Origin of the sequence: Candidatus Chlorohelix allophototropha (assembly GCF_030389965.1) — a bacterium.
GTDB classification, from domain to species: Bacteria; Chloroflexota; Chloroflexia; order Chloroheliales; family Chloroheliaceae; genus Chlorohelix; species Chlorohelix allophototropha.
In genome coordinates, this window is record NZ_CP128400.1 from 566,997 (window position 1) to 588,616 (window position 21,620).

Genomic DNA, 21,620 nt, shown 5'->3' on the forward strand with positions numbered 1-21,620 from the left:
TTACCTGCCTTTCCAGGTCAGATTTATGTAGTAGGTAATGAAGTTAAAACTTGGCAAATATAGTACAATTTTTACAAGCTTCATTAATTAATAATCATTATAAAAATAATACTACCATAAAAAGAGGGTTTTGACAGTAATGATTCTTAAGGTTTAAACCAGCAGAGCAAGCCCACTCTCTGCCAGTTTAAGGGCAAAAGAAGCAGAGGAAGCCAGTTCTTCAAGCTCGGTCAGATTTAGAGAGTCAATATTGATTTGAACCAGACGATCTCGCTCATCTTTGGCTTTAGCATAGAATTCGCTGGCGCGCACCGGAACCGCCTGCTTTTCATTTATAGTCACTCGCAGGCTGATAACCGCTTGCTGCAATTGCTGAACCAGACTCCGCGAATTAGCCAGTAGCTCTTTAACGCGGTTAGCTTCTTGAACGGCGCGTTGTAAGCCATCCTCCAACAAATTAAGGGCTTCTACCGAAAGTCGGTAGCAAGTAAGGTTCTGGGGAGGGTTTGCTTTGGTAGCTCTACGCGCTTCGCCTATGCGCTGAATCGCCTCAAATAAATAGGTGTTGGGTTCAATTTTGATAATTGGGGTAAGACTCTCCAGTTCGTTTTTAACTTCTTGTAATCGACTGAGAGCTTTTTGCAGCTTTTGTTCGGCTTCCCCCGCAGCCTTTTCAAATTCTTTTCCCGCCAGTTTGATACTATCCAGTTTGCTCATAGCCGAGTCAAGCATGGAATCGGCGCGCTGGCATAAATCCAACACCTCATGAAAAACCGAACGTTGATGTGCTTGACGAGCCGCTGCAAGAAGCTGAGCCGCCGCTGAAGTTTCCCGCTCTGAAGTTAGCAAGGCTGCGCTAGTTTCGGGGTATTTTTCAGCGTGTGCTAACCCCATTTGTTCAACTACTGGACGAGCGCTCGCCAATGCCGAATCAACGTTCAATTTCTTCTTTTCCACATTAACAAGGCTCTGATCAACATTCTGGCGAGAGCGATCAAGTTTCTTTTTGAGGTCGGTGGCATGTTGTAGATGCTGGCGCATTTCGGCGGCTTTCGCTTCAATGCGCATAGCAGGCTGCACCAGCATATAAGCTTCTTGATCGGTTATGCGTTCCCCAACACTGGAAGCGGTCATCTGTGCCACTTCTTTGAAAAGGTCATCTAGCATTAGCTGTCCGCGCTCTACCAGCTTTTTCAGGCTATCCAGTTCGCTAGGGCGATAATAGGGTGCATCTAGTTCTGTGCTAATCCGAATTTCCGCCAATGCCGAATCAAGGTCGGTTACCTGTGCTGCCGCCACATTGCGCCGCCGGGAAACCGCTTCCGCCCTATCCTGTGCTTCCTTTTTACCCCCACCCGGAAACATAAATTAAGCTATTGTGATCTGAATATTATAGCGAGTGCCGATTTTAATCACATCCCCATTCTTGAGTTGCACCGGTTCGCCCGGTGGCATATCTGAATCATTTAGAAGAGTGCCATTAGAGCTTTCTAAATCCTGAGCATAGAATTTCTCATCGCTCGCTTCTTGCCAGATAGCAAGATGGCGGCGTGAACTAGCTGCATCATCTAGCGCCACATCTGGGAAGATGCGAGTTTTTATATCCTGCCGTCCCAGTAACAATTCACGACCTATGTAAGTAACTTTTTCCACGCCATATGGTCCTGAAATTGTGAGAATTAAATTTCCAACGGCTATGGCAGGCGCGGCTACCTCTTGTACAGCTACTGCGGCAAAACCCGAAGCGGGTTGAACAGGAGTCGCTACAGGAGTCGGTTGGGCGATTTCTGCCGCAGGCAGGGGCGCACCGCTAGATAACATTTTCTCAAACTCATCTGCGCTAATATCTGGCTGTGAGTTACTATTCACCGCAGTGGCGGGTTGCGTTGGCGGATTGGAAACTGCCGCTGCTACTTGAATCGAGCTAGCGGGTATGGCGTGCTGCTTGGTTAAATCGTAACCGCAATTGAAGCAAAATACATCGCCGATGGTAAAAGGCGCTTTACAATTTGGACAAATCAGAATATCAGAAACCTGAGCAGAAGCAGGGGTGGCGACCGCTGTGGCAATTATTCCGCTTGTCGGTACGCTCACCGGAAGTTGTGCGCCACAGTTCTCGCAAAATTCCACGTCATCAGGATTTTGATGGTTGCACTGCTGGCATTTTACGCTCATTTTTTTCCTCTTGGTAACTTATATATTCCTGTCAGATGCTTACTTCAAACGGCTAGTTTTACCGCTATTAACCGCCACACTCTTGAGGTCAACGGCGCTGGCAGATTTGTTCAATCGTGCCGTACCGTTCGGCTCATTCGTTACAATTTTCTTGAGCATCTGGGTCATATTCTCGTTGCCGGTTTGCTCACTCAATTGCAGGGCACGTCCCAGTAATTGAGTAGCGCGCTCGTTGTCACCTTGTGCTAACGCTTTGTGACCTTCTTCAACAATAGTGCTAAGCTCGCTCTGATTGGTGTAATGTGCCACATGCCGCTCAATTTTAGAAGATTCTACCGGATCATCAGTCCATTGGGCGAATATCCAACCTTTTTTATCGGTTTTCTCCTCAATATCACCCTGTCCGGCTACATAATACAACAGGCTTGGACGCGCCATCAAAAATTGCTGACCCGGGGTGTAAGTGGGAATGGTTAAATCTACTACATAATCGCGCTTTTCATCGCGCCCGAACGAACCGAGCTTGAATTCGGTAATTCGTGGACTATCCGGATTTGGCGTACCTGTCAAAGGCAAAATACTGGGATAAACCTGCTGCACCGCTTTAATAGTTACGCCCACAGGTGTCCAGAGATTTAACCGCACATTGGTAGCGGTAATTTTTTGCATCTCGGAAAAGGCAAAACCAAAAGCTCCAGCGATCTGGTCTGGAGATGGGATTATATCGGCGCTGCCCTTTGTTTCGTTGGCAATATATTTTAGTTCGTTTTCATCCCAATCTACTCCCATGCCCCACGCGCTAACCTCAATATCGGCTTCTTTCACCCGCTGTACCGCTTTATCAAGGATATTGCGCTTCTCTCCTTCATTCTTGCCATCTGTCAGAAACAGGATTTTGCGAGCGCGTCCTTGCGCTGAAGACATTTCACGGGCTACCGCCGCTAACCCGGTGGACATACAGGTGCCGCCATTGCTATAGATATTGCGGATAGCCGCAATAGCGCGTGTCTTACTTTCGGTGGTTGCCGAAGTGGGTGGAACAATCACATTAGCAGTTTCATTAAAGGTAACTACCATAAAAGCGGTGCTAGGGTCAGCCGATTGAATTACTCGAATGGCAGCATCCTTAGCCGCCTCAATCTTTTGCCCTTCCATTGAACCGCTGCGATCAATAATTATACTCAGTGCAAGTGGCATAGAACCAGTTTTGACCGGACCACTATCTTCGAGGCTAAGTGACACCACAGCCTGCATCGTAGATGCGCCGGTACGTAAATATGGGTTCTGATAAGCCGAAACATCGAACATCGGAGACTCCTCATCGGTGTTAGTTCGAAAATGGCATGATAGCGCCTAGCTATCTATATTTATACGGAATATGACACCAAATAGTCGCATCTCGTTTCAAAATTCACTTAACAAATTTTAAGCTTTAAATCAGTCGCCATGGTGCAACCTTGAACTTGGCTCGCACTATCGCTTCCCGATTAAGAGATTGTGGAACACGGTGCAGATATGCCCGATAATTTTCCTCTGCCAGTTTACCCAACACCCGACGCGAGGGCGTAGGTGGCGGTGTTGGGGATAAGGGTTGGTGAGGCAAGGAAAATTGAGGCGGTAATTTGTTTTCAGCCACCAACTCAGCAGCACGGCGGTAAAAATCCGCCATAACCAGCAGGTAATCGGGAGTATCTATCCCCAACTGGCTGAGTCGTCTCAGCGATTCGGAAGCAACCGCCAAATCATCAGGACCGTTTTGCGGCTTGCGATACAGAAGAATCCGGCAGATTTGCAAACGTGCTTCGATATACCATGAAGAGTTTTCATTTACCCGTTCCAGAATATGTGCCGCATCGTCAAACCGATTTTGTTTCAGCGTCGCTTCGCAGGCTCCAAAAATAGCGTCGGTGTTGTCCAAATCAGTAGTCATAACCAAATTATAGCTAGCGAGCGCGGCTGGAATATCACCCATCGCCAGTTGCACCCGTGCAAGCGCCAGTTGGGGAGGCAATTCACCGGGCAGATGCTTTGCCACTTCCATATAAGTCTGGCAGGCGGCTGGGAAATTTTCCTGCACCTCCAGCAAACGTCCACTAAGCCAAACCGCTTTCCAGTTAAAACCGGACTTTCCGTACACCACATCTAGTTGGGTTTTGGCTTCTCCGTACTTCCGTTGTTCGATTGAAACTTCTGCCAAACGCAAATGCGCGTCCACACTATCCCGGTTGCGACCGACAGCCTCGTTATAAATCCGCTCTGCCGATTGTAAATCTCCGCGCATCATTGCCATATCGCCCTGACGCAAGAAATCAATAGCAGAGTCACTTTCATCTAGCAGGGTATAACCTTCCGCATCCAGCCGATTGGTTTGATAGAGCGAACCGGACGCAAATAACTTGCTACGTATCGGAACGCCGGGTTTGCCGCCCTCTATAATCCGAAGCAGCCCATTTAGCTGATCATACAGTTCATCGGCGCTTTGGAAACGACGCGCCGGTTCAGGATGAGTACCTCGATATAACAGGTAATACAAAGAGGGTAGCGATTTATACACTGGGAAGACATCTATAGCAGGCATCCCATACTGGGGTTTGTTCAAATCCATCCATGTAACCATCCATGCCAACGAGCGGCAAATGGTGTACAGGTCGGTTTGGGGAGAGGGATGATCAACCGCTTCGGGAGCATAAAATCCGGTTGTGCCGTAAACCGCTTCGGGGTCTGGTTCGTATTTGATTACCGTACCGAGGTCAATCAGTTTAACCGTTTGGGAACCATCTTTGAGGGTTTCGACAATCACATTCTGAGGCTTGAAGTCACAATAGATCAAACCGAGCTTGTGCAGATAAGAAAAAGCGGACAGAATTTCACTAATATAGCGAACTGCGGTAGCCGGGTCAAAGGGACGGTTTTGCTGCTCCATAATCTGATAGAGAGTGCGCCCGTTCACGAATTCCATCACGATGTAACCTTCAGTACCGATGTTGAAGAAATCGTAGATGGAAACTATGCCGTGATGCTTCACGGCGGCAAGGAACTCGCGCTCTTTGATACTGGCAGCTACCAAGTCGGGGTCATCGCTATGCAATAAAGCCTTGATAACGACCTGACGTTTCAGGATAGTATCGTCCGCCAGAAAGACTGCTCCCATACCGCCTTTACCGACCATGCGCGTAACCCGGTATTTGCCGTTTTCACCCAGCATCATACCTTCGCGCAGTTCGGTGCGAGGCGCTTCTTGCGTGGTAAGATGTGGAGAATTGGTTGAAAGCTTGCTGCTGGTTATCAAGCCCGCGCCGACAAAGTTAAAACCGCACTTGCGGCAGAAACGGTCGCCTTCTTGCAAGGGCGCGGAACAACTGGGGCATTTGGTTATCGGTCTGGAAACACGCCCTGAAATCGGACGCGCCGATCCGGTTGTGCTAGAAACAGCCTTTTGCCCGCCACTTGCAACGCTAACCACTCCATTTTTGGTGAGTTGCGCCCCGCAATTTTCACAAAAGTCGTCCCCGGGATTGGGTATTTTCCCGCAGTTTTTGCACTGTAATCCGGCAGCGGTAGCCACAACGGGAGTAGCAGCCTTGTTTGAAGGCGGAATCATAGGACTGCCCGCCATTACATTAAGAACAACTCCGCAATTATCGCAAAAATCATCTTTCGGCGAAACTTTAACACCGCAATTAGGGCAGTTCATCACCCAACCTCATTAACTGTAAATAGCTTCTACGATGATAACACTAACGTTGTCCTGACCACCATTCTGGCAAGCGGTTTGTATAAGATGCTCGACAGTTTGGGGTAAATCTTTTTCATTGCCCAAAATCTTTTCAATTGCAGGGTCTCTAACCATTTCCCATAACCCATCCGAACATAAAAGAAGTTTATCGCCCGTATAGAGGGTGCGGTCATACACATCTACCACGATTATTTCTTCCGGCGAGCCAAGCGCATGTAAAACCACATTGCGGCGCGGGTCGGTATAAACTTCATCGCGGGTAAGTAGCCCTTGTTGTACCAAGTCCTCAACCAACGATTGGTCACGGGAAACACGCTCAAGATGCATTAATTCAGAGGCAGGAGTGAAAGATGGAGAACCGGGTTTAGTCAATTTCTGGGTTTTTGCGCTGGTAGAAACCGGAGAGAGGCGTTGAGTAGGCGCGTCTGCGGTTGTTTCCGGCTTAAGCCGCCATAGGTAAGTGCGGCTGTCCCCCACATTAGCCACTACCACCAGATCATCCACTACACAGCAAAGTGTGGCAGTAGTACCGGAGTCACAATTGTGGTCGGCATTATACTGGCGGATAAACATATGAGCTTCGATCATGCTTCGCTGTAGCACCTCACCGATTTTTTCCTTGCTCATAGTTTGTCCATCGAGCCAAGGAAGCAACAATTCGGTTATTACAATCGAAGAAACCGTTTTGATTGCGCTTTTACTGGCAACCTCACCGGCTGCCTGCCCGCCCATTCCATCTGCAACCATGTAAAACCCGAAGCTTTCCGGACGCGCTTCGTACATTCGGCGAGTTTCAAGCGTAAAAACGCTATCTTCGTCGGCGTTACCGCGACGGGAAATGCCTTCATTGGTATTACTGGCGCTATGCAACCGCCACCCCAATCTAACTCCACTACCTTCCACCATCTTTATGGTTGGTTGTGGGTATAACAAAGGCTCTATCTGTTCAATTTCCGGTAGCCCGGTTGTAACCCTTAGCGCACCACAGCTTTCACAGTATTCCCCCGCGTTCTGGTTCTCAGTTTTGCACTGAACACACACCCAACTTTCAAGCAATTCAGCTTTCGCTTGCGAGATTGGCGGGGGTATTAAATCGGCAAAAGAACCAAGGGTGAGTGGTTCTGAAGGTGTGTCGGGCGATTCTAACTCTGCAAGTTGCTCAGGAGATTCCAACTGGTGGGTCGGCGCAACTGGCATTTCTCTTAACATTAAATTTGGCGCTCTGGGTCCTGTTAGAGACTGTCCGCAGTTAGCGCAATAGGCATCGTCTTCGTTAACATCACGTTTGCAGGTAGGACAGGTCAACGCCATATTCATTCTCTCTTGCCGTTTCAGGTTATAAGTATCAGAATTAAGCCACTTTGCTGTTCTGGGAATCTTTCAGCTTGTCAGTAGTAACCTTTTTAGACAAAGCTTCGGGCGAATCGGCTGGCTTCTCTTCCGTTTCTGAATGAGTTTCCAGCCGCTCGACTTTTAAACGAGCGATTCGCAGATTGTCCATTTCCTCTACTCGGAGGTTATATTGTCCTAACGTAATCTCGTCACCAACTCCGGCAGTACGCCCCAGTTCACCAAACACAAAACCGGCGATGGTTTCGTAATCGGTTTCTTCAAATTCTACTCCGAAACGTTCTGCAAAATCAGGTAACGCCATAAGCCCATCCACCGAACTAGAACCATCGGGCGACAATTCTACTTCAAGGCGCGACCCTTCCTCGCGGGTATCGAACTCGTCCTGCACCTCGCCGACGATTTCCTCCATAATATCTTCCATCGTGACAATGCCCGCAGTCCCACCATACTCGTCAATCACTACGATTAAGTGCGCCTGCTTAGATTGCATCTGGGTTAGCAAATCTTCGACCAGCACTGTTTCCGGCACTTTTAAAACCGGACGCATAACATTCAATAGGTTAAAAGGTTTATCCAATACCCGGTTACGCAAAAGCGGGAAAAGGTCTTTAACATGGATTACCCCGATAATATTATCAAGGGTATTATCATAAACCGGGAAACGGGTGTATCTTTCGTCCGCAGCCATTTCCACTAGCTGTTCGAGTGTACTATCTTTGGAGACACCCACAATCTCGGTGCGCGGCATCATTATCTGATTGACTGTTTTGTCACCGAAATCAAATACACGCCTTAATAATTTTTCTTCCTGCCGATCCAGCACCCCTGCCTCACGGCTTTGCGTTACCAGCATTTCCAGTTCTTCGACCGAATGTACTGAAGCGTGTTCGCCAGAAATCGACAACCCCAGCAATCGTACCACTGTACCGGCAACCCCGTTCATGAAAATAATAAACGGTCTGAAGACTACGGCAAAGATATAAAGCGGGCGAGAAACAAACAAAGCTACGTTTTCCGCTCGTTGCAAAGCAATGGATTTCGGCACAAGCTCGCCCAACACGATGTGAAAACAGGTGATTAGAGCAAAGCCAATTGCAATTGCTACACTATGGGCAACCGGCTCTGCTGCCTCTCCTGCAATCCCGATAAAGAGAGGCTCGAGCAAATGTGCCACTGCGGGTTCTCCAACCCAGCCCAGGGCGAGACTTGCCAGCGTAATACCAAGTTGAGTTGCTGCAATGTAATTATCAAGCCGATTCAATTCGGATTGAACTAATAAGGCTGAACGTTTTCCTTCTGCCACAAGCTGGTCAATGCGGGTGGTACGTACTTTTACCAGTGCAAATTCTCCCGCTACAAAAAAGCCGTTAGCGCTGACCAGCAAAACAACCGCCAACAGCCCAAATATGGAACCAGTATCCAAGTATTTAAACACTCCACAAGGTTAGCTACAACACTCAAAAATTGATGAATTTGTAGCACACCGCTATTATTAAAAAATGGTACTTTTATTATACAGGATTTACGCTTTTTTTAGTAAAAAGTTTGAATGAACCGCACTTTTTTTGAATCTGAATCATTATACCAGCCGCTCGTGGGTAAATATTACTTCGCGTATGATTATTTTTCACCAAAAGCCGTTGTGAAGGTACAGGAGAAATAATTAGCAAATTTTAGAGGGTAAATGAGCGGGGCTGTGACTTTCGAGGATTCACAGCACAACCCAACCCATTCCAGATTGAACTACAGAATATAACGGCTCAAATCCTCATCTTCTACTAGATCGCCTACCTGCTGCTGTACGTATTCGCGATTGACCACAAAACAGTCACCCTTCCGCTCGGCAGCACAGAAAGAAATTTCCTCCAGCACTCTTTCCATTACGGTATGCAAACGGCGCGCCCCGATATCCTCGTTGCGCCGATTTACCTCGCTGGCTACGTAAGCAATCTCATCCAAACCGTCATCTTCAAATGTTAGGTTAACGCCTTCGGTAGCTAACAACTCGATATACTGATGAGTTAGCGAATTATGAGGCTTAACCAGTATTTCCTTGAGATCTTCCTTATCGAGGCTATCCAGTTCAACCCTGAGCGGGAAACGACCCTGCAACTCTGGAATCAAATCGGAAGGCTTGGCGTTATGGAATGCCCCTGCCGCGATAAAAAGGATGTGGTCGCTTCTTACCGAGCCGTAGCGAGTCATTACGGTAGAACCTTCAACGATTGGCAGCAAATCACGCTGTACCCCCTCACCCGAAACATCTGGACCGGTTTCGTTACCATTTCCGACAATCTTATCGATTTCGTCTAGAAATACCACGCCCATTTGCTCCGAGCGCCGCAAGGCTTCATCCACTACCTCATCGAAATCGATCAGCTTGTGGGCTTCTTCGTTGATTAGCACCCGCCGCGCCTCCTTAACGGAAAGGCGGCGAGTACGGCGGCGGTTGAGTGAGCCAAGACTCTCCATAAAATCTGGAAAGCCATCACTATGATCATCAGTTCCCATGCTAGCAACAAATTCAATTATTCCGCCAAAGCTCCCGTCATGGTCAAGATCAATTTCGATGGTCTGCTCTTCCAATTTCTTTTGGTTTAGCATATTAGCAACATGGCGACGACGGCGTTTCAGGCGACGTTTTTCTTCAGGCGAAAGCTCCGGTTCAGCTTGCTTTTCGTCACTCTCGACAATCTCAACTTGCTTTTCCAGTTCGGCGGGTTTCTTATGGTCTTTATCTTTGTAGTAAAGTTGCAACACCAGATAGTTTACCAGCTTTTCGTTAGCCGCAATTTCAGCTTTCTCGTTTACTTCCTTGAGCTTTTCTTCGCGCACCATCTGGATACTAGCTTCCAGCAAATCACGAATTATTGACTCAACATCGCGCCCTACATATCCCACCTCGGTAAATTTAGTTGCCTCTACCTTGATAAAAGGTGCATCAATAATTTTCGCCACCCGCCGCGCAATTTCGGTTTTGCCAACCCCGGTGGGTCCAATCATCATAATATTTTTAGGTGCTATTTCCTCGCGCAATTCCTCGCTCAGACGCAAACGGCGATAGCGATTGCGTAAGGCAATCGCAACAGCGCGTTTGGCTTTATCCTGACCAACAATAAATCTATCTAGTTCCGCTACAATCTGTGGTGGAGTTAGATCGGCAAGGGTATTTAAATTGGTAGTTAACTCAGGAGGGCGATGGACGCTCTCTGGGTTTTGTGTGTTCTTCAGTATATCGTTCAAGTAAACAGTAACCTCATCTTATCCAATATTCAGGTTTATCCCAAAAACCTGATTAGTACATAATTATAACATATGACAAGATTATGGCACTTCCTTCGCCAATAATTTTTTGCAGCTCATGCTATCATAGAATAACGATTTAGGTCATAAAAATGGAAGAAGGCTAATATGGCAAAATTAAAAAGTGACGAAGCGTTAATTGCAGGCGCAACTCGTCTGCCTACCGGTAAGTTTCTCGGCGCACTGAGTGGGTTTACCGCTCCAGAATTAGGTGCACTCGCTATTCGTGCTGCTATGAAACGCGCTGAGATACGCCCCGAATTGGTCGAAGAAGTAATTATGGGAAACGTGGTACAAGCAGGAGAAGGGCAAGCTCCAGCGCGCCAAGCTGCTATAAAAGGCGGTGTTCCTGATGGTGTTCCGGCGCTAACCATCAATAAAGTTTGTGGGAGTGGCTTAAAAGCGGTAATGCTGGCAGCTAATTCCATCAAAGCGGGTGAGCAGGATGTAATGATCGCGGGCGGCATGGAAAGCATGAGCAGCGCCCCTTATATGTTGCCCAAAGCTCGTAATGGCTACCGGATGGGTAATGGCGAACTGGTTGATCTTGTTGTCCATGATGGTTTGTGGTGCGCTTTTGAAAATCTGCATATGGGTATGAGCGCGGAGCTAATCGCTGATAAATTCGAAATCAGCCGCGAAGCACAGGACGAATTTGCTTATAACAGCCAGCGTAAAGCTGCGCAATCTATTGAAGCAGGAGTGTTCAAACGCGAAATTACTCCGGTGGAAATTAAGACCAAAAAAGGTGTGACCTTGTTTGAGGTGGATGAACCGCCGCGCTTTGATACTACTCTCGAATCGTTAACAGCCCTGAAACCCGCTTTCAAGCCACAGGGCGGCTCGGTAACCGCTGGCAATGCCCCCGGTTTGAGCGATGGTGCCAGTGCGATGGTGGTACTCAGCCGCACCGCTGCCGAACGATACGGGATTGCGCCACAAGCCCGCATCACGGGGTATGCTTCCGCCGCACTTGAGCCTAAATATGTCTTTGCTGCACCACCGCTTGCAGTAAATAAATTGCTTGAGCAAACCGGCTTAAAGTTAGGCGATTTTGATTTAGTAGAAGTCAATGAAGCGTTTGCCGCGCAGGTTCTGGCAAACCACAAAGAACTGCACTTCGACCTCTCTCGTGTAAACGTGCGGGGTGGGGCTATCGCTTTAGGGCATCCAATCGGATCTAGCGGCGCGAAAATCCTGACTACCTTGATTCACGCCTTGCAAGATACCGGCGGCAAACGCGGGCTGGTAACGTTGTGTCTGGGCGGTGGTGGTGCGGTGGCGCTTAGCATCGAACTTATCTAATAACCGGAATCCGGGGGATATCTTAAGCGGTATCCCTTTTTATTTATTCAATTTTGCTGCTCAGCGGGAGACTCACAGGCTGCTGTCATCGCTAAAGTTTGCCAAAGCAGTCAAGTTTGCGCACCGCCCTTTTTTTGACCCTCCCTGATCTGTTACATTTAGAAAGTAAAAATAAATCCACTGCACTATTCCGAACAAGGACAATGCAAAATGCACTCATTGTAATTGTTAGATTTATATCATAGAATGTCTAAGGTTTACACAGAGAATTTATTAATGATAATTTAATCTCTTTAGCAGAGATTAATATGAGCCATTTATAATCTGTTATATATCCGTTTACACAAGATTAAAGGTTGTGCCTGCTTGAGCCTATACTACGAGACTTCGATAGGTTTTTAGCCCGATTTTGTACTTTCCTGCTTATATTAAGAACGTAAAAAGCTTAGTGTTTTAATTATTGTTTAATCAGAATATCTATAAAGACTATTCTTTTCTGTGAGATATTAAACTCAGTCTTATTTTGTGGTTACATTCGCCCTGCTAGTTCTCCATTACACCCCACCCAATCCATTTTCCAAGCAGGTGGATTGGCAAGTAAATAAGCTGCTGAACCTGATTTATAGTGATAGTTGGGTATATCCGCTTCAATTATTGCAGATGGTAAAAAGGATTTAATGTTTTAGTATTCGGGATTTTACAATGTTCTGATAAAGTTTGACTTCAAAATTACTACACCACATTTAGTAATTAGCCAGAATAACTACCGTTTCAAAGATGTCAATAAAGACATTAAAATTTGGTTCCGTGAAGTGTTAAAAGTAATAATAATTGAAAATACAACCACTTGGAACTGTTTGTATTGCGTTAGAACTAACTAATTAATACTTTCATTGATACAGCTACCCGGTTAACAACAAATACCCTGGGCACCAATGTACTGGATAGCCGGTATACCTGGAAGGAGGCAACTCAGTGACTATTCGTGTAATGATTGCTGATGATCACAACATTGTAAGACAAGGACTACACTTAATTCTTAAATTAGATCGTGGGCTGGAAGTAGTGGGAGAAGCAGCGGATGGTGCAGAAGCTATATCGTTGGCGCGGAAGCTTAAGCCCGATGTAGTATTGATGGATCTTTTGATGCCGATAGTAGATGGGATTACAGCTACCTCAATTATTCGTAAGGAATTGCCTGATACCGAAGTACTGGCTTTGACCAGTGTTCTCGAAGTGATTTCGGTGGTAGATGCGGTGCGCGCCGGTGCAATCGGCTATGTAGTTAAGGATAGGCAGGCAAAAGATGTGTGCCAAGCCATTAGAGCGGCTGCGGCAGGGCAAGTGCAACTATCCTCGGATGCAATGGTACGAATAATGCGCGAGATGCGCGGGGACGAACATGCTGTGCAACCCGCCGAGCTAACCCAGCGAGAGATATGCGTACTGAAGTTGCTTTCTCAGGGCTATTCTAATAAACAGATAGCCGATAGTTTGGGTATTACCGAAAGAACTTCCAAAACCCATGTGAGCAATATTCTCTCAAAATTAGGAGTACAAAGTCGTACCCAAGCGGCTTATCAGGCTATCCAAATGGGAATGATTCATTCTCAAAAGAAGGAGTAGCCACAGCGACCGAGCACTGAAAGGGGGCGGAAACACGCAAAAAACCAGTCGGGAAAAAAATAACACCTCTCAACAACCGGAGCAAAAATTACTGGATAGCGAAAAAGGATACCAGCAAATTTTTGAGAATTCCAGTGATAACCTGCTGGTATATGAGTTGAAAAGCAATCTTATTACTGAAGTTAATCATGCTTGCTGTAAGTTATTTGGCTGTTCGAGGCAGGAGTTAATCGGGCAAAGTCTCGATAGTTTTATTCATCCTGATTATCTAAAAGCATTCAAGGAATTTACTGAAAAGGCTAAGACCCAAAATCAATTTCAGGGTCAATTTCTCTGTCTGAAACACACCAATACCGCTTCTTTTAATAGTCAGATTTTTGCAACAACTCTCAGTTACCGCTCTAGTAGTACCCATCTTCTTATGGTAATTCAGGATGTAACTCAGCAAATAGAAACGTACCAATTGCTTGAGCAAATGGTAGCAGCACGTACCCAAGAATTATCTACCCTGTTGGAAATTTCGCAGCAGATTGTAGCCACTCTTGACTTGAAAGCTCTTGAAAATGTCGTTTTTAAACAGCTAAAGCGTATTGTAAATTACACCGGAGCTATGCTCTTTTCCTATAAGGGAAACGAACTTGAACTTTTGTTTAAGCAAGCGCCCTTATCTGAAGAGCAAGCTATGGTAATGGTTTCTCCTCTGGAACATTTGGCTATCGCAAACCAACTGTTGCAGAAACGAAAACCGCTAATAATTGCGGATGTACAAGAAGAATCTGGGCGTACCACGCTTAAGCTACCCGAACTTGGCGAATCGCATACCTTGATTTATTCCTATGTGCGTAGCCAGATGTTCGTTCCGTTGGTCATTAAGGATAAAGTGATCGGAGTAATAAGCTTAGTTTATCACGAACCGAATTATTATACCGAAGAACATGCCAATCTGGTGCTAACCATTGGCAACCAAGTAGCGGTAGCGTTGGAAAATATCCGGCTTTATCAGCATGCCCGTGAATTAGCCACCTTGCAGGAACGCCGGCGGGTTGCGCGTGAATTACACGACTCAACCTCACAGGTACTCACCAGTATTTTATTGGTATCCGAAACAGCGCGTTCATTAGTTGAACAAAAACTGGATGAACCAGACCAACTTCTCACCTTACTAAGCCACGTAGTGGCGTTAGCAGAAGGGGGTCTGGAAGAAATGCGCACCCTAATTTATGAATTACGCCCAGAAACGTTGGCAAAGAAAGGGTTAGTCGCTGCCTTGAAAGGCGAGATAGGCTCTTTGCGTTCCCGACATGGTATCGAAGTAACAGATGAGCTTAACGTAGTCGAAATGCAAGGGCTGTCGCTAATAATACAGGAAGCGCTTTATTGGATTGCACGGGAGGCATTGCACAATGTAGTCAAGCATGCTCATGCAACCTCTGTAAAAATTTCCATTCAATGCCCTGAAGAAAATAAAAGTGTTGTTGTGATGAAGGTAAGCGATAATGGGCGGGGCTTTAAGATCATAGACTTGTTCAAGAATCATCAGGGTTTATTGACCATCAGGGAAAGAGTAGCCGAACTGAACGGTATCCTTGATGTCAATAGTTCCCCCGGAGTTGGGACGTATCTTAGCATAAAATTGCCCCTAGAAATGCCTGTTTCTGAGGGTTAAAGGGAAGTGGTTCTAGTACTTTGGTACTAGAACACTACGACTTTAGGACTAGACGCTTTATAAGCCATTATGACAAAAATAGAGCCGGAAACCTGATACTTTCTATACAGTTTGAACCGTCCTTTCGCCTGTTACAAATCTTTTAGCAAGCCTCTATAATGATTTTATACTGAAAATTAATAGAATCATAACACTTCATTCTATATCTGAGTTTTAAGTAAAATTCGGTGAATTTTACCAATATCAGAAAAGACTTGAAATGGGATGTTCTTTGGGAGAGAAAGATATGTACCAACTTAAGCGGTTAACTAATTCAAGTGCAATGGAGCATTAGATTAGTTCCCCTTAAGCTGGTATATCTTCCTAAAATATTAGTTTCGAAATCAATTTAATGCTTTTATTTAATTTTAGGGTTGCTGCTAACAGTAATCCTTAGATTTAGTTGTGCCAATTGACGGTTCATTATTTAACGTCTCATTAGGGTTTTTGACCAGTTACTCCACTCACCTCAATCCACCAATGCAGTGTTGCAATATAACATCCAAGCCTGAGGTCAGGAGAGTTTTCTATAGATTAAATAATGGCAAGAAAGGTTATCGAAGAATTTCCCAATTAGAACTCTCGCTCAATTGTAGTAGAAATGAGCCTAGAGTAGAAGCAAGGGGCTTGAGCAAAATGCTTGAAACCCTTTAAGAAAAACACACGAATGTCCTTTGAAGTATTTCTAATAAGAGAGGTGCGAAACGGAATATGAGTAGCGTGCATACTGAGCTGGTTGATAAATTTGGGGTGATAACCCTGAACCGCGAAGAGAAGCGTAATGCTCTATCCGCGGAACTAATTTCAGATCTAGTCGCAGCTTTGGATTTTATGAAACAAAGTAATGTTCGTGCAATAATTTTGCGAGCCTCAAGCAAAAGCAAAACTTGGTCAGCCGGACATGATGTATCGGAGTTGCCTCGGAATAATGCTGATCCCCTGCGCTGGAGTGACCCCTTGGAAGAAGGCATTCGAGCCATTAACCGCTTTCCTACGCCGGTGATTGCTATGGTGCATGGTACAGTCTGGGGTGGGGCTTGCGACCTGACTTTTAACTGCGACTTAATTGTAGGCGACCCCACTTGCGCTTTTGCGATCACTCCCGCCAAGCTAGGCGTTCCCTACAACCCAAGTGGCATTATGCACTTTTTGATGCGGTTACCTTTGAATGTCGTCAAAGAAATGTTCTTCACAGCTTTACCCTTAAACGCCGATCGGGCATTACAAGTGGGAATTCTAAACCATTTGGTAAGTGAGGATGAGTTGGAAGCTTTCACTTATAACCTAGCCACCCATATCTGCACCCTATCACACCATAGCATTTCGGTAATCAAAGAACAGGCTCGGATTATAGCCGACTCCTTTTCGATTAATACCGAAACTTGGGAATACATTCAAGAGTTACGTAGGCGGGTTTATCAGGGACGGCATTACCACGAAGGTATCGAGGCTTTCTTAGAAAAACGCTCTCCGAACTTTGTCTAGCCTGACAGGGTTTAGGAGTCTCTTACCCTAGGTGAAACAGAAGATTTTGTTAGGTAATTGGTGTCTGCTTAGTCTGGCTTGCTTTTTCCCAGACTAGCAACGTTCTATAGAACAACAAGGAGAATTGATCATGGCGCAGAGCGCACGGGAAGAAGTGGTAATAGTAGCAGGAGCACGCACCGGAGTTGGCACTTTTGGTGGGCAATTTAGTGAAGTTCCAGCCGCAGAATTGGGCGCTACCGCGATTAGAGCGGCAGTTGCGCGCGCCGGTATAAATGGCGCAGATATAAACGGGGTTGTAATGGGTTGTGCCGGACAAGTTGGCAAGGATGCTTATGTATCACGCGCAGCCGGTCTAGGCGCGGGTTTGCCAATCGAGGTTCCGGCTGTAACAGTCAATCGGCTTTGTGGTAGCGGTTTGCAAGCGATTAACCAAGCTACCTTGGAAATCAGCAGCGGCAACGCCGAAATCATGGTAGCAGGCGGCACTGAGAATATGACCCGTTTTCCCTACTTCCTAGAAAAAGCCCGGTACGGCTATCGAATGGGCGACTCACCATTAATGGATAACCTGACTACCGTGCTCAGTGATCCTTTCACCAACAATCATATGGGAATAACTGCCGAGAATTTGGCAGAGAAGTTTTCCATTAGCCGTGAAGACTCAGATGCTTTTGCCTTACGTAGCCAGCAATTAACCGATGCGGCAATTAAAGCAGGGTATTTTAAGGATCAAATAACCCCGGTCACCATACCCCAGAAGAAGGGCGAGCCATTACAAATAGTTGCCGATGAGCATCCTCGCCCACAGACAACGCTGGATACGCTTGCCAAACTAAAACCGGCTTTCAAAAAAGACGGAGTTGTGACTGCCGGTAACGCTAGCGGTATAAACGATGCGGCAGCAGCGGTAGTGCTGATGTCTGCTTCAAAAGCTCAGCAACTTAAGCTGAAGCCAAAAGCACGCATCGTGGCGCAAGCGGTAGTGGGCGTACCACCGGAGATTATGGGAATTGGTCCGGTAATGGCGATATATTCGGTGCTTTCCAGAGCGCAAATGACCATTGACCAGATTGACATGATAGAGTTGAACGAAGCATTCGCTACCCAGGCGTTGGCTTGTATTCGCGAGCTTGATTTGGATATGGACAAAGTAAATATTAACGGTGGCGCTATTGCGCTTGGACATCCTATTGGCGCGACCGGTGCAATTCTAACCGTCAAGCTGATGTACGAACTTGAACGGCGCGGCGCACGTTTTGGACTGATTACAGCCTGCATAGGTGGTGGTCAAGGTATCGCAACAATCTTGGAGAACCTGAGCCTCTAATAGCAGAGGAGTTGAGTAGGAAGGGTCACAAGCTTTTTTATCTGAACCCTTCCTCTTCCCTCCTCTTAATTTTAAGGGGTGCAATTCCCTGATAAGGCTGTGGAGATAATACAATGGTAGATTCGTTGGATAAAAGTCAAAACTATCCTTTTGAAGCTTGGAACAAATTCATTCAAACCACTCTCAAAACCAGTTCGTCGGTTCAACCTATGCCCTTGCCGATTCTGGATGGTAGTAAATTTGTAGACCCTTGGCTGAGTATGATTAATCAGGCTTGGAAAACAAATCCCTACAAAAAGTTCCTTTCCCTTGAACCGGCAGAGTTCACAGAGGCATTTCAGCAATTGTGGACAGACACAATGGCTAATGCTTTCAATACAATGAATAACTACAGCCATTTTATGCAGCAATATGCCGAGCTAATGACCACCGAAACCATGAAATTCTGGGGCAATCGCAATAAGTTGGAGGCGGTAGCACAACCAGAAAAGGGAGACAAGCGGTTCAACGCCCCGGAATGGGATGAATATGCGGTTTTCGATTCTCTCAAACAGTTTTATTTGCTTACGGCTACTACCCTGCTCAAAACCACCTCAGAGGCGCGTGGGTTGGATGAAAAACAGCAGCATAAGCTAATTTTCTATATTCGCCAGTTCCTTGATGCAATCAGCCCGACTAATTTTACTTTTACCAATCCGCTAGTGATTGAAGAAACCGTCAAAAGTGGTGGTCAAAATCTGGTTGCCGGTATGCAACACTTACTTAGGGACATAAAAGCTGGGCAAATTAAAATGACCGATACCGAAGCTTTTGCTCCCGGTCGCAATCTGGCAATTACCCCCGGACAGGTGGTTTATCGCAATACTCTGATAGAGTTAATCCAGTACACCCCAACCACTGCGAAAGTACATGAGTTTCCCATTTTATTTTTACCGCACTGGATAAACCGCTATTACATTCTGGATTTGCAAGCCCATAATAGCCTGATTAAGTTCTTGGTCGATCAGGGCTTTACCGTTTTTGTAATTAGCTGGAAGAATCCGGATGCTTCTTGTGCGGATATTACTTTCGATGATTACCTCACAATGGGTTCTCTCAAAGCCCTTGAGATTGTAAAGGATATAACCGGCTCGAAAAAGGTAAATACAGTTGGCTATTGCATTGGCGGTTCGTTACTTGCCATGACATTGCCCTATTTAGAGGCAAAGCACGATGATACCGTAAATTCAGGAACCTTCTTTGTTTCTATGCAAGATTTCAGCGATGTAGGCGAAACCAGCGTATTTATTGACGAACCACAGGTTGCCTTAATGGACGGGCAAATGCAAAGTCAAGGCTTTCTGGATAGTCGCCAGATGGCTAATATGTTCAACCTATTAAGAGATAATGACCTTATTTGGAGCAATGTAGTTAACAATTACCTGCTCGGTAAAGAGCCGCCCGCTTTCGATCTGCTTTATTGGAATGCAGACGGTACTCGGATGGCTCCCAAAGCACATTCCTATTACCTTCATAACATTTATCTTGAAAATAACCTCATCAAACCGGGCAAGATAGTGCTAAATGGTGTGCCGATTGACCTGAACACTATCAAACAGGATGTGTACTCAGTCGGTACTGAGCAAGACCACTTAGTACCCTGGAAATCGGCTTGGCGTATAACAAAGCTTATCAAAGGTAAGGTGCGATTTATTCTGGGAGGCAGCGGGCATATCGCCGGGATTATTAACCCCCCTTCCAAAGGACGGGGGTACTGGACAAATGATAAACCCGTTTCAACTGCTGAAGATTGGTTTGAAGGAGCAGAAGCACATAAGGGTAGTTGGTGGACAGATTGGGTGGAGTGGCTAAAAATCCGCTCGGGTAAGTTAGTGGATGTACCTTCAATGGGCAACGAAAAGTATCAGCCTTTGGTTCCTGCACCGGGCACCTATGTTTTAGAAAAATAACTTTTGTGCAGATGCTATGGAGAGAAGAATGAAGACCCATACTATTGAGTTTGAAGTACAGCACGAAGATACCGATATGCAAGGTGCTGCATTCAATCCCAAATATCTCTTCTGGTTTGATACGGCTACAAATGCTTTTCTAAAATCTGTTGGACTGCACTATGGACAGTTATTATCCCAATATCACTATGCCTACCCGGTAACCGAATGTGGATGCCAATTCATTAATACCATGCACTACGATAGACCGGTTAAGGTTGCTACCAGCCTTACCGAATTAAAGGAACATTCTTTCAAGTTGCAGCACGACATTTTCAGCGGTGACATGCTATTGGGCAGCGGGTATGAGGTGAGAATCTGGGTGAGGATTGATCAGCCGGAAAATAACAGGCGTATTGTGGTTGTACCGATTCCCGAAGAGATGGTTTTAAAGCTTTTGGAGGTTAGCAATAGTTATCAGACCGGGACTTACAGTGAACATGACAATTTACAAGACTAAAGGTGTAATTACTAGTAAACCAATTTGTTCAATAGAGTTGTAATTCTTATTGAGGCTAAAAAAGCCCTTTTGTGATGTACAGGAGGTTTAGTTGGTTATGAGAAAGTTAGAAGGTAAGGTCGCGATTGTTACAGGAGGCTCCAGAGGAATTGGACGCGATATTGCGTTAGCTCTGGGAAAAGAGGGTGCGGGAGTAGTGGTCAACTATGCCCGTAATCAGGATGAAGCCGATAAGGTAGTGGCAGAAATCATGGCATATGATAGCCCGGCGGTTGCGATAAGAGCAAATGTTGCCAACCACGAAGAAATCGCCGAAATGGTGACGGCAACTCTAGAGAAATTTGGTCGGATTGATATCTTGGTCAACAACGCTGGTATCAATCGCGATAAATCTTTCAAGAATATGACGGTCGATGCCTGGAATGAGGTAATTGCCACCAATCTTGGCGGTGTCTTTAACTGCACTCATCTGGTATTACCGACTATGTTGAATCAAAAAAGTGGCTTTATCGTAAACATCGGTAGCGCCAATGGGCAGGTTGCCTCTTTTGGGCAGACCAATTATAGCGCATCAAAAGCCGGTATTATCGGGTTAACCCGAAGTTTGGCGCTTGAATTGGGCAGAAGTGGTGTAACAGTAAACATAGTCAGCCCCGGTTTTACCAGCACCGATATGCTTTCAGGGATGCCGGATGACGTTCTGGATAAGATAAGGGCAAAGATTCCTATGAATCGCTTGGGCGCAGCGGAGGAAGTGGCTAAAGGAGTTTTATTCTTGGTCACTGAAGGCAGTTACATTACCGGACAGCAGATTAATATTAACGGTGGCTACACTATGTAGCATGCCCTACTTTGCCATAGATTTGGCAAAGCCTTAAACGATTGCAAATAGAAGGCGGCAACCTGTCCGGCAAATTGATGTCGGTGGGATAATGCAACTAAGTTGTTCCGCCTTCTAACTTCATGCACCCAATGAATCGTACTTGTTCGGGCAATTGGACAACCTAAATTTGTATTCCCTGCTTTGGGCAAAAATACCGACCTTAAAGCCGCTTCAAACTGCCCTTAAACTTCTGGATATTGCCGATAGCGAAATGAAAGCCTATCTACCCGATTATGCCGGAGCAGTTTTGGAAGTGGCTAAACGCTAGGTA

16 protein-coding genes are annotated in these 21,620 nt (G+C 46.0%); 9 read left to right on the top strand and 7 right to left on the bottom strand.

Annotated features, from left to right (window positions below; translation table 11 throughout):
• Positions 1 to 153: 153 nt before the first annotated feature.
• From OZ401_RS15165 to hslU, 7 genes are all read right to left on the bottom strand, one after another.
• A complete protein-coding gene (locus OZ401_RS15165; protein ID WP_341471306.1) occupies positions 154 to 1,365 on the bottom strand; it encodes a hypothetical protein in 1,212 nt (403 codons plus the stop codon).
• A 3-nt stretch (positions 1,366 to 1,368) separates the two neighbouring features.
• Complete coding sequence (locus OZ401_RS15170) at positions 1,369 to 2,175, bottom strand: double zinc ribbon and FHA domain-containing protein (protein ID WP_341471307.1); 807 nt, start codon at positions 2,173 to 2,175, stop codon at positions 1,369 to 1,371.
• Positions 2,176 to 2,214: 39 nt separating this feature from the next.
• Entirely contained in the window at positions 2,215 to 3,483 is a 1,269-nt protein-coding gene (locus OZ401_RS15175; protein ID WP_341471308.1) for a vWA domain-containing protein, read from the bottom strand.
• 124 nt (positions 3,484 to 3,607) lie between these two features.
• Positions 3,608 to 5,869 (bottom strand): protein kinase domain-containing protein, encoded by a 2,262-nt coding sequence (locus OZ401_RS15180; RefSeq protein WP_341471309.1) that lies wholly within the window; start codon positions 5,867 to 5,869, stop codon positions 3,608 to 3,610.
• Positions 5,870 to 5,881: 12 nt separating this feature from the next.
• Complete coding sequence (locus OZ401_RS15185; RefSeq protein WP_341471310.1) at positions 5,882 to 7,222, bottom strand: protein phosphatase 2C domain-containing protein; 1,341 nt, start codon at positions 7,220 to 7,222, stop codon at positions 5,882 to 5,884.
• 40 nt (positions 7,223 to 7,262) lie between these two features.
• Positions 7,263 to 8,687 (bottom strand): hemolysin family protein, encoded by a 1,425-nt coding sequence (locus OZ401_RS15190; protein WP_341471311.1) that lies wholly within the window; start codon positions 8,685 to 8,687, stop codon positions 7,263 to 7,265.
• A 320-nt stretch (positions 8,688 to 9,007) separates the two neighbouring features.
• A complete protein-coding gene (hslU, locus tag OZ401_RS15195) occupies positions 9,008 to 10,507 on the bottom strand; it encodes an ATP-dependent protease ATPase subunit HslU (RefSeq protein ID WP_341471312.1) in 1,500 nt (499 codons plus the stop codon).
• A 168-nt stretch (positions 10,508 to 10,675) separates the two neighbouring features.
• On the opposite strand from hslU, the gene OZ401_RS15200 reads away from it, so the two are divergent.
• The 9 genes from OZ401_RS15200 to OZ401_RS15240 all read left to right on the top strand — a co-directional run bounded on the left by OZ401_RS15200 (position 10,676) and on the right by OZ401_RS15240 (position 21,617).
• On the top strand, positions 10,676 to 11,872 hold the full coding sequence (locus tag OZ401_RS15200) for a thiolase family protein (RefSeq protein WP_341471313.1): 1,197 nt from the start codon (positions 10,676 to 10,678) through the stop codon (positions 11,870 to 11,872).
• A 975-nt stretch (positions 11,873 to 12,847) separates the two neighbouring features.
• The gene (locus tag OZ401_RS15205) at positions 12,848 to 13,498 is read left to right on the top strand and encodes a response regulator (protein WP_341471314.1); all 651 of its coding nucleotides are present in this window, start codon (positions 12,848 to 12,850) and stop codon (positions 13,496 to 13,498) included.
• A gap of 91 nt (positions 13,499 to 13,589) precedes the next feature.
• Complete coding sequence (locus tag OZ401_RS15210; protein ID WP_341471825.1) at positions 13,590 to 15,164, top strand: PAS domain S-box protein; 1,575 nt, start codon at positions 13,590 to 13,592, stop codon at positions 15,162 to 15,164.
• 750 nt (positions 15,165 to 15,914) lie between these two features.
• The gene (gene scpB, locus OZ401_RS15215; RefSeq protein WP_341471315.1) at positions 15,915 to 16,688 is read left to right on the top strand and encodes a methylmalonyl-CoA decarboxylase; all 774 of its coding nucleotides are present in this window, start codon (positions 15,915 to 15,917) and stop codon (positions 16,686 to 16,688) included.
• 130 nt (positions 16,689 to 16,818) lie between these two features.
• Positions 16,819 to 18,018, top strand: a complete 1,200-nt coding sequence (locus OZ401_RS15220; RefSeq protein WP_341471316.1) for a thiolase family protein — start codon at positions 16,819 to 16,821, stop codon at positions 18,016 to 18,018.
• A 113-nt stretch (positions 18,019 to 18,131) separates the two neighbouring features.
• Positions 18,132 to 19,967 (top strand): PHA/PHB synthase family protein, encoded by a 1,836-nt coding sequence (locus OZ401_RS15225; protein ID WP_341471317.1) that lies wholly within the window; start codon positions 18,132 to 18,134, stop codon positions 19,965 to 19,967.
• Between the two features lie 28 nt (positions 19,968 to 19,995).
• The gene (locus OZ401_RS15230) at positions 19,996 to 20,466 is read left to right on the top strand and encodes an acyl-CoA thioesterase (RefSeq protein ID WP_341471318.1); all 471 of its coding nucleotides are present in this window, start codon (positions 19,996 to 19,998) and stop codon (positions 20,464 to 20,466) included.
• Between the two features lie 97 nt (positions 20,467 to 20,563).
• A complete protein-coding gene (locus tag OZ401_RS15235) occupies positions 20,564 to 21,307 on the top strand; it encodes a 3-oxoacyl-ACP reductase family protein (RefSeq protein WP_341471319.1) in 744 nt (247 codons plus the stop codon).
• A 169-nt stretch (positions 21,308 to 21,476) separates the two neighbouring features.
• Positions 21,477 to 21,617, top strand: a complete 141-nt coding sequence (locus OZ401_RS15240) for a hypothetical protein (RefSeq protein WP_341471320.1) — start codon at positions 21,477 to 21,479, stop codon at positions 21,615 to 21,617.
• Positions 21,618 to 21,620: the final 3 nt, after the last annotated feature.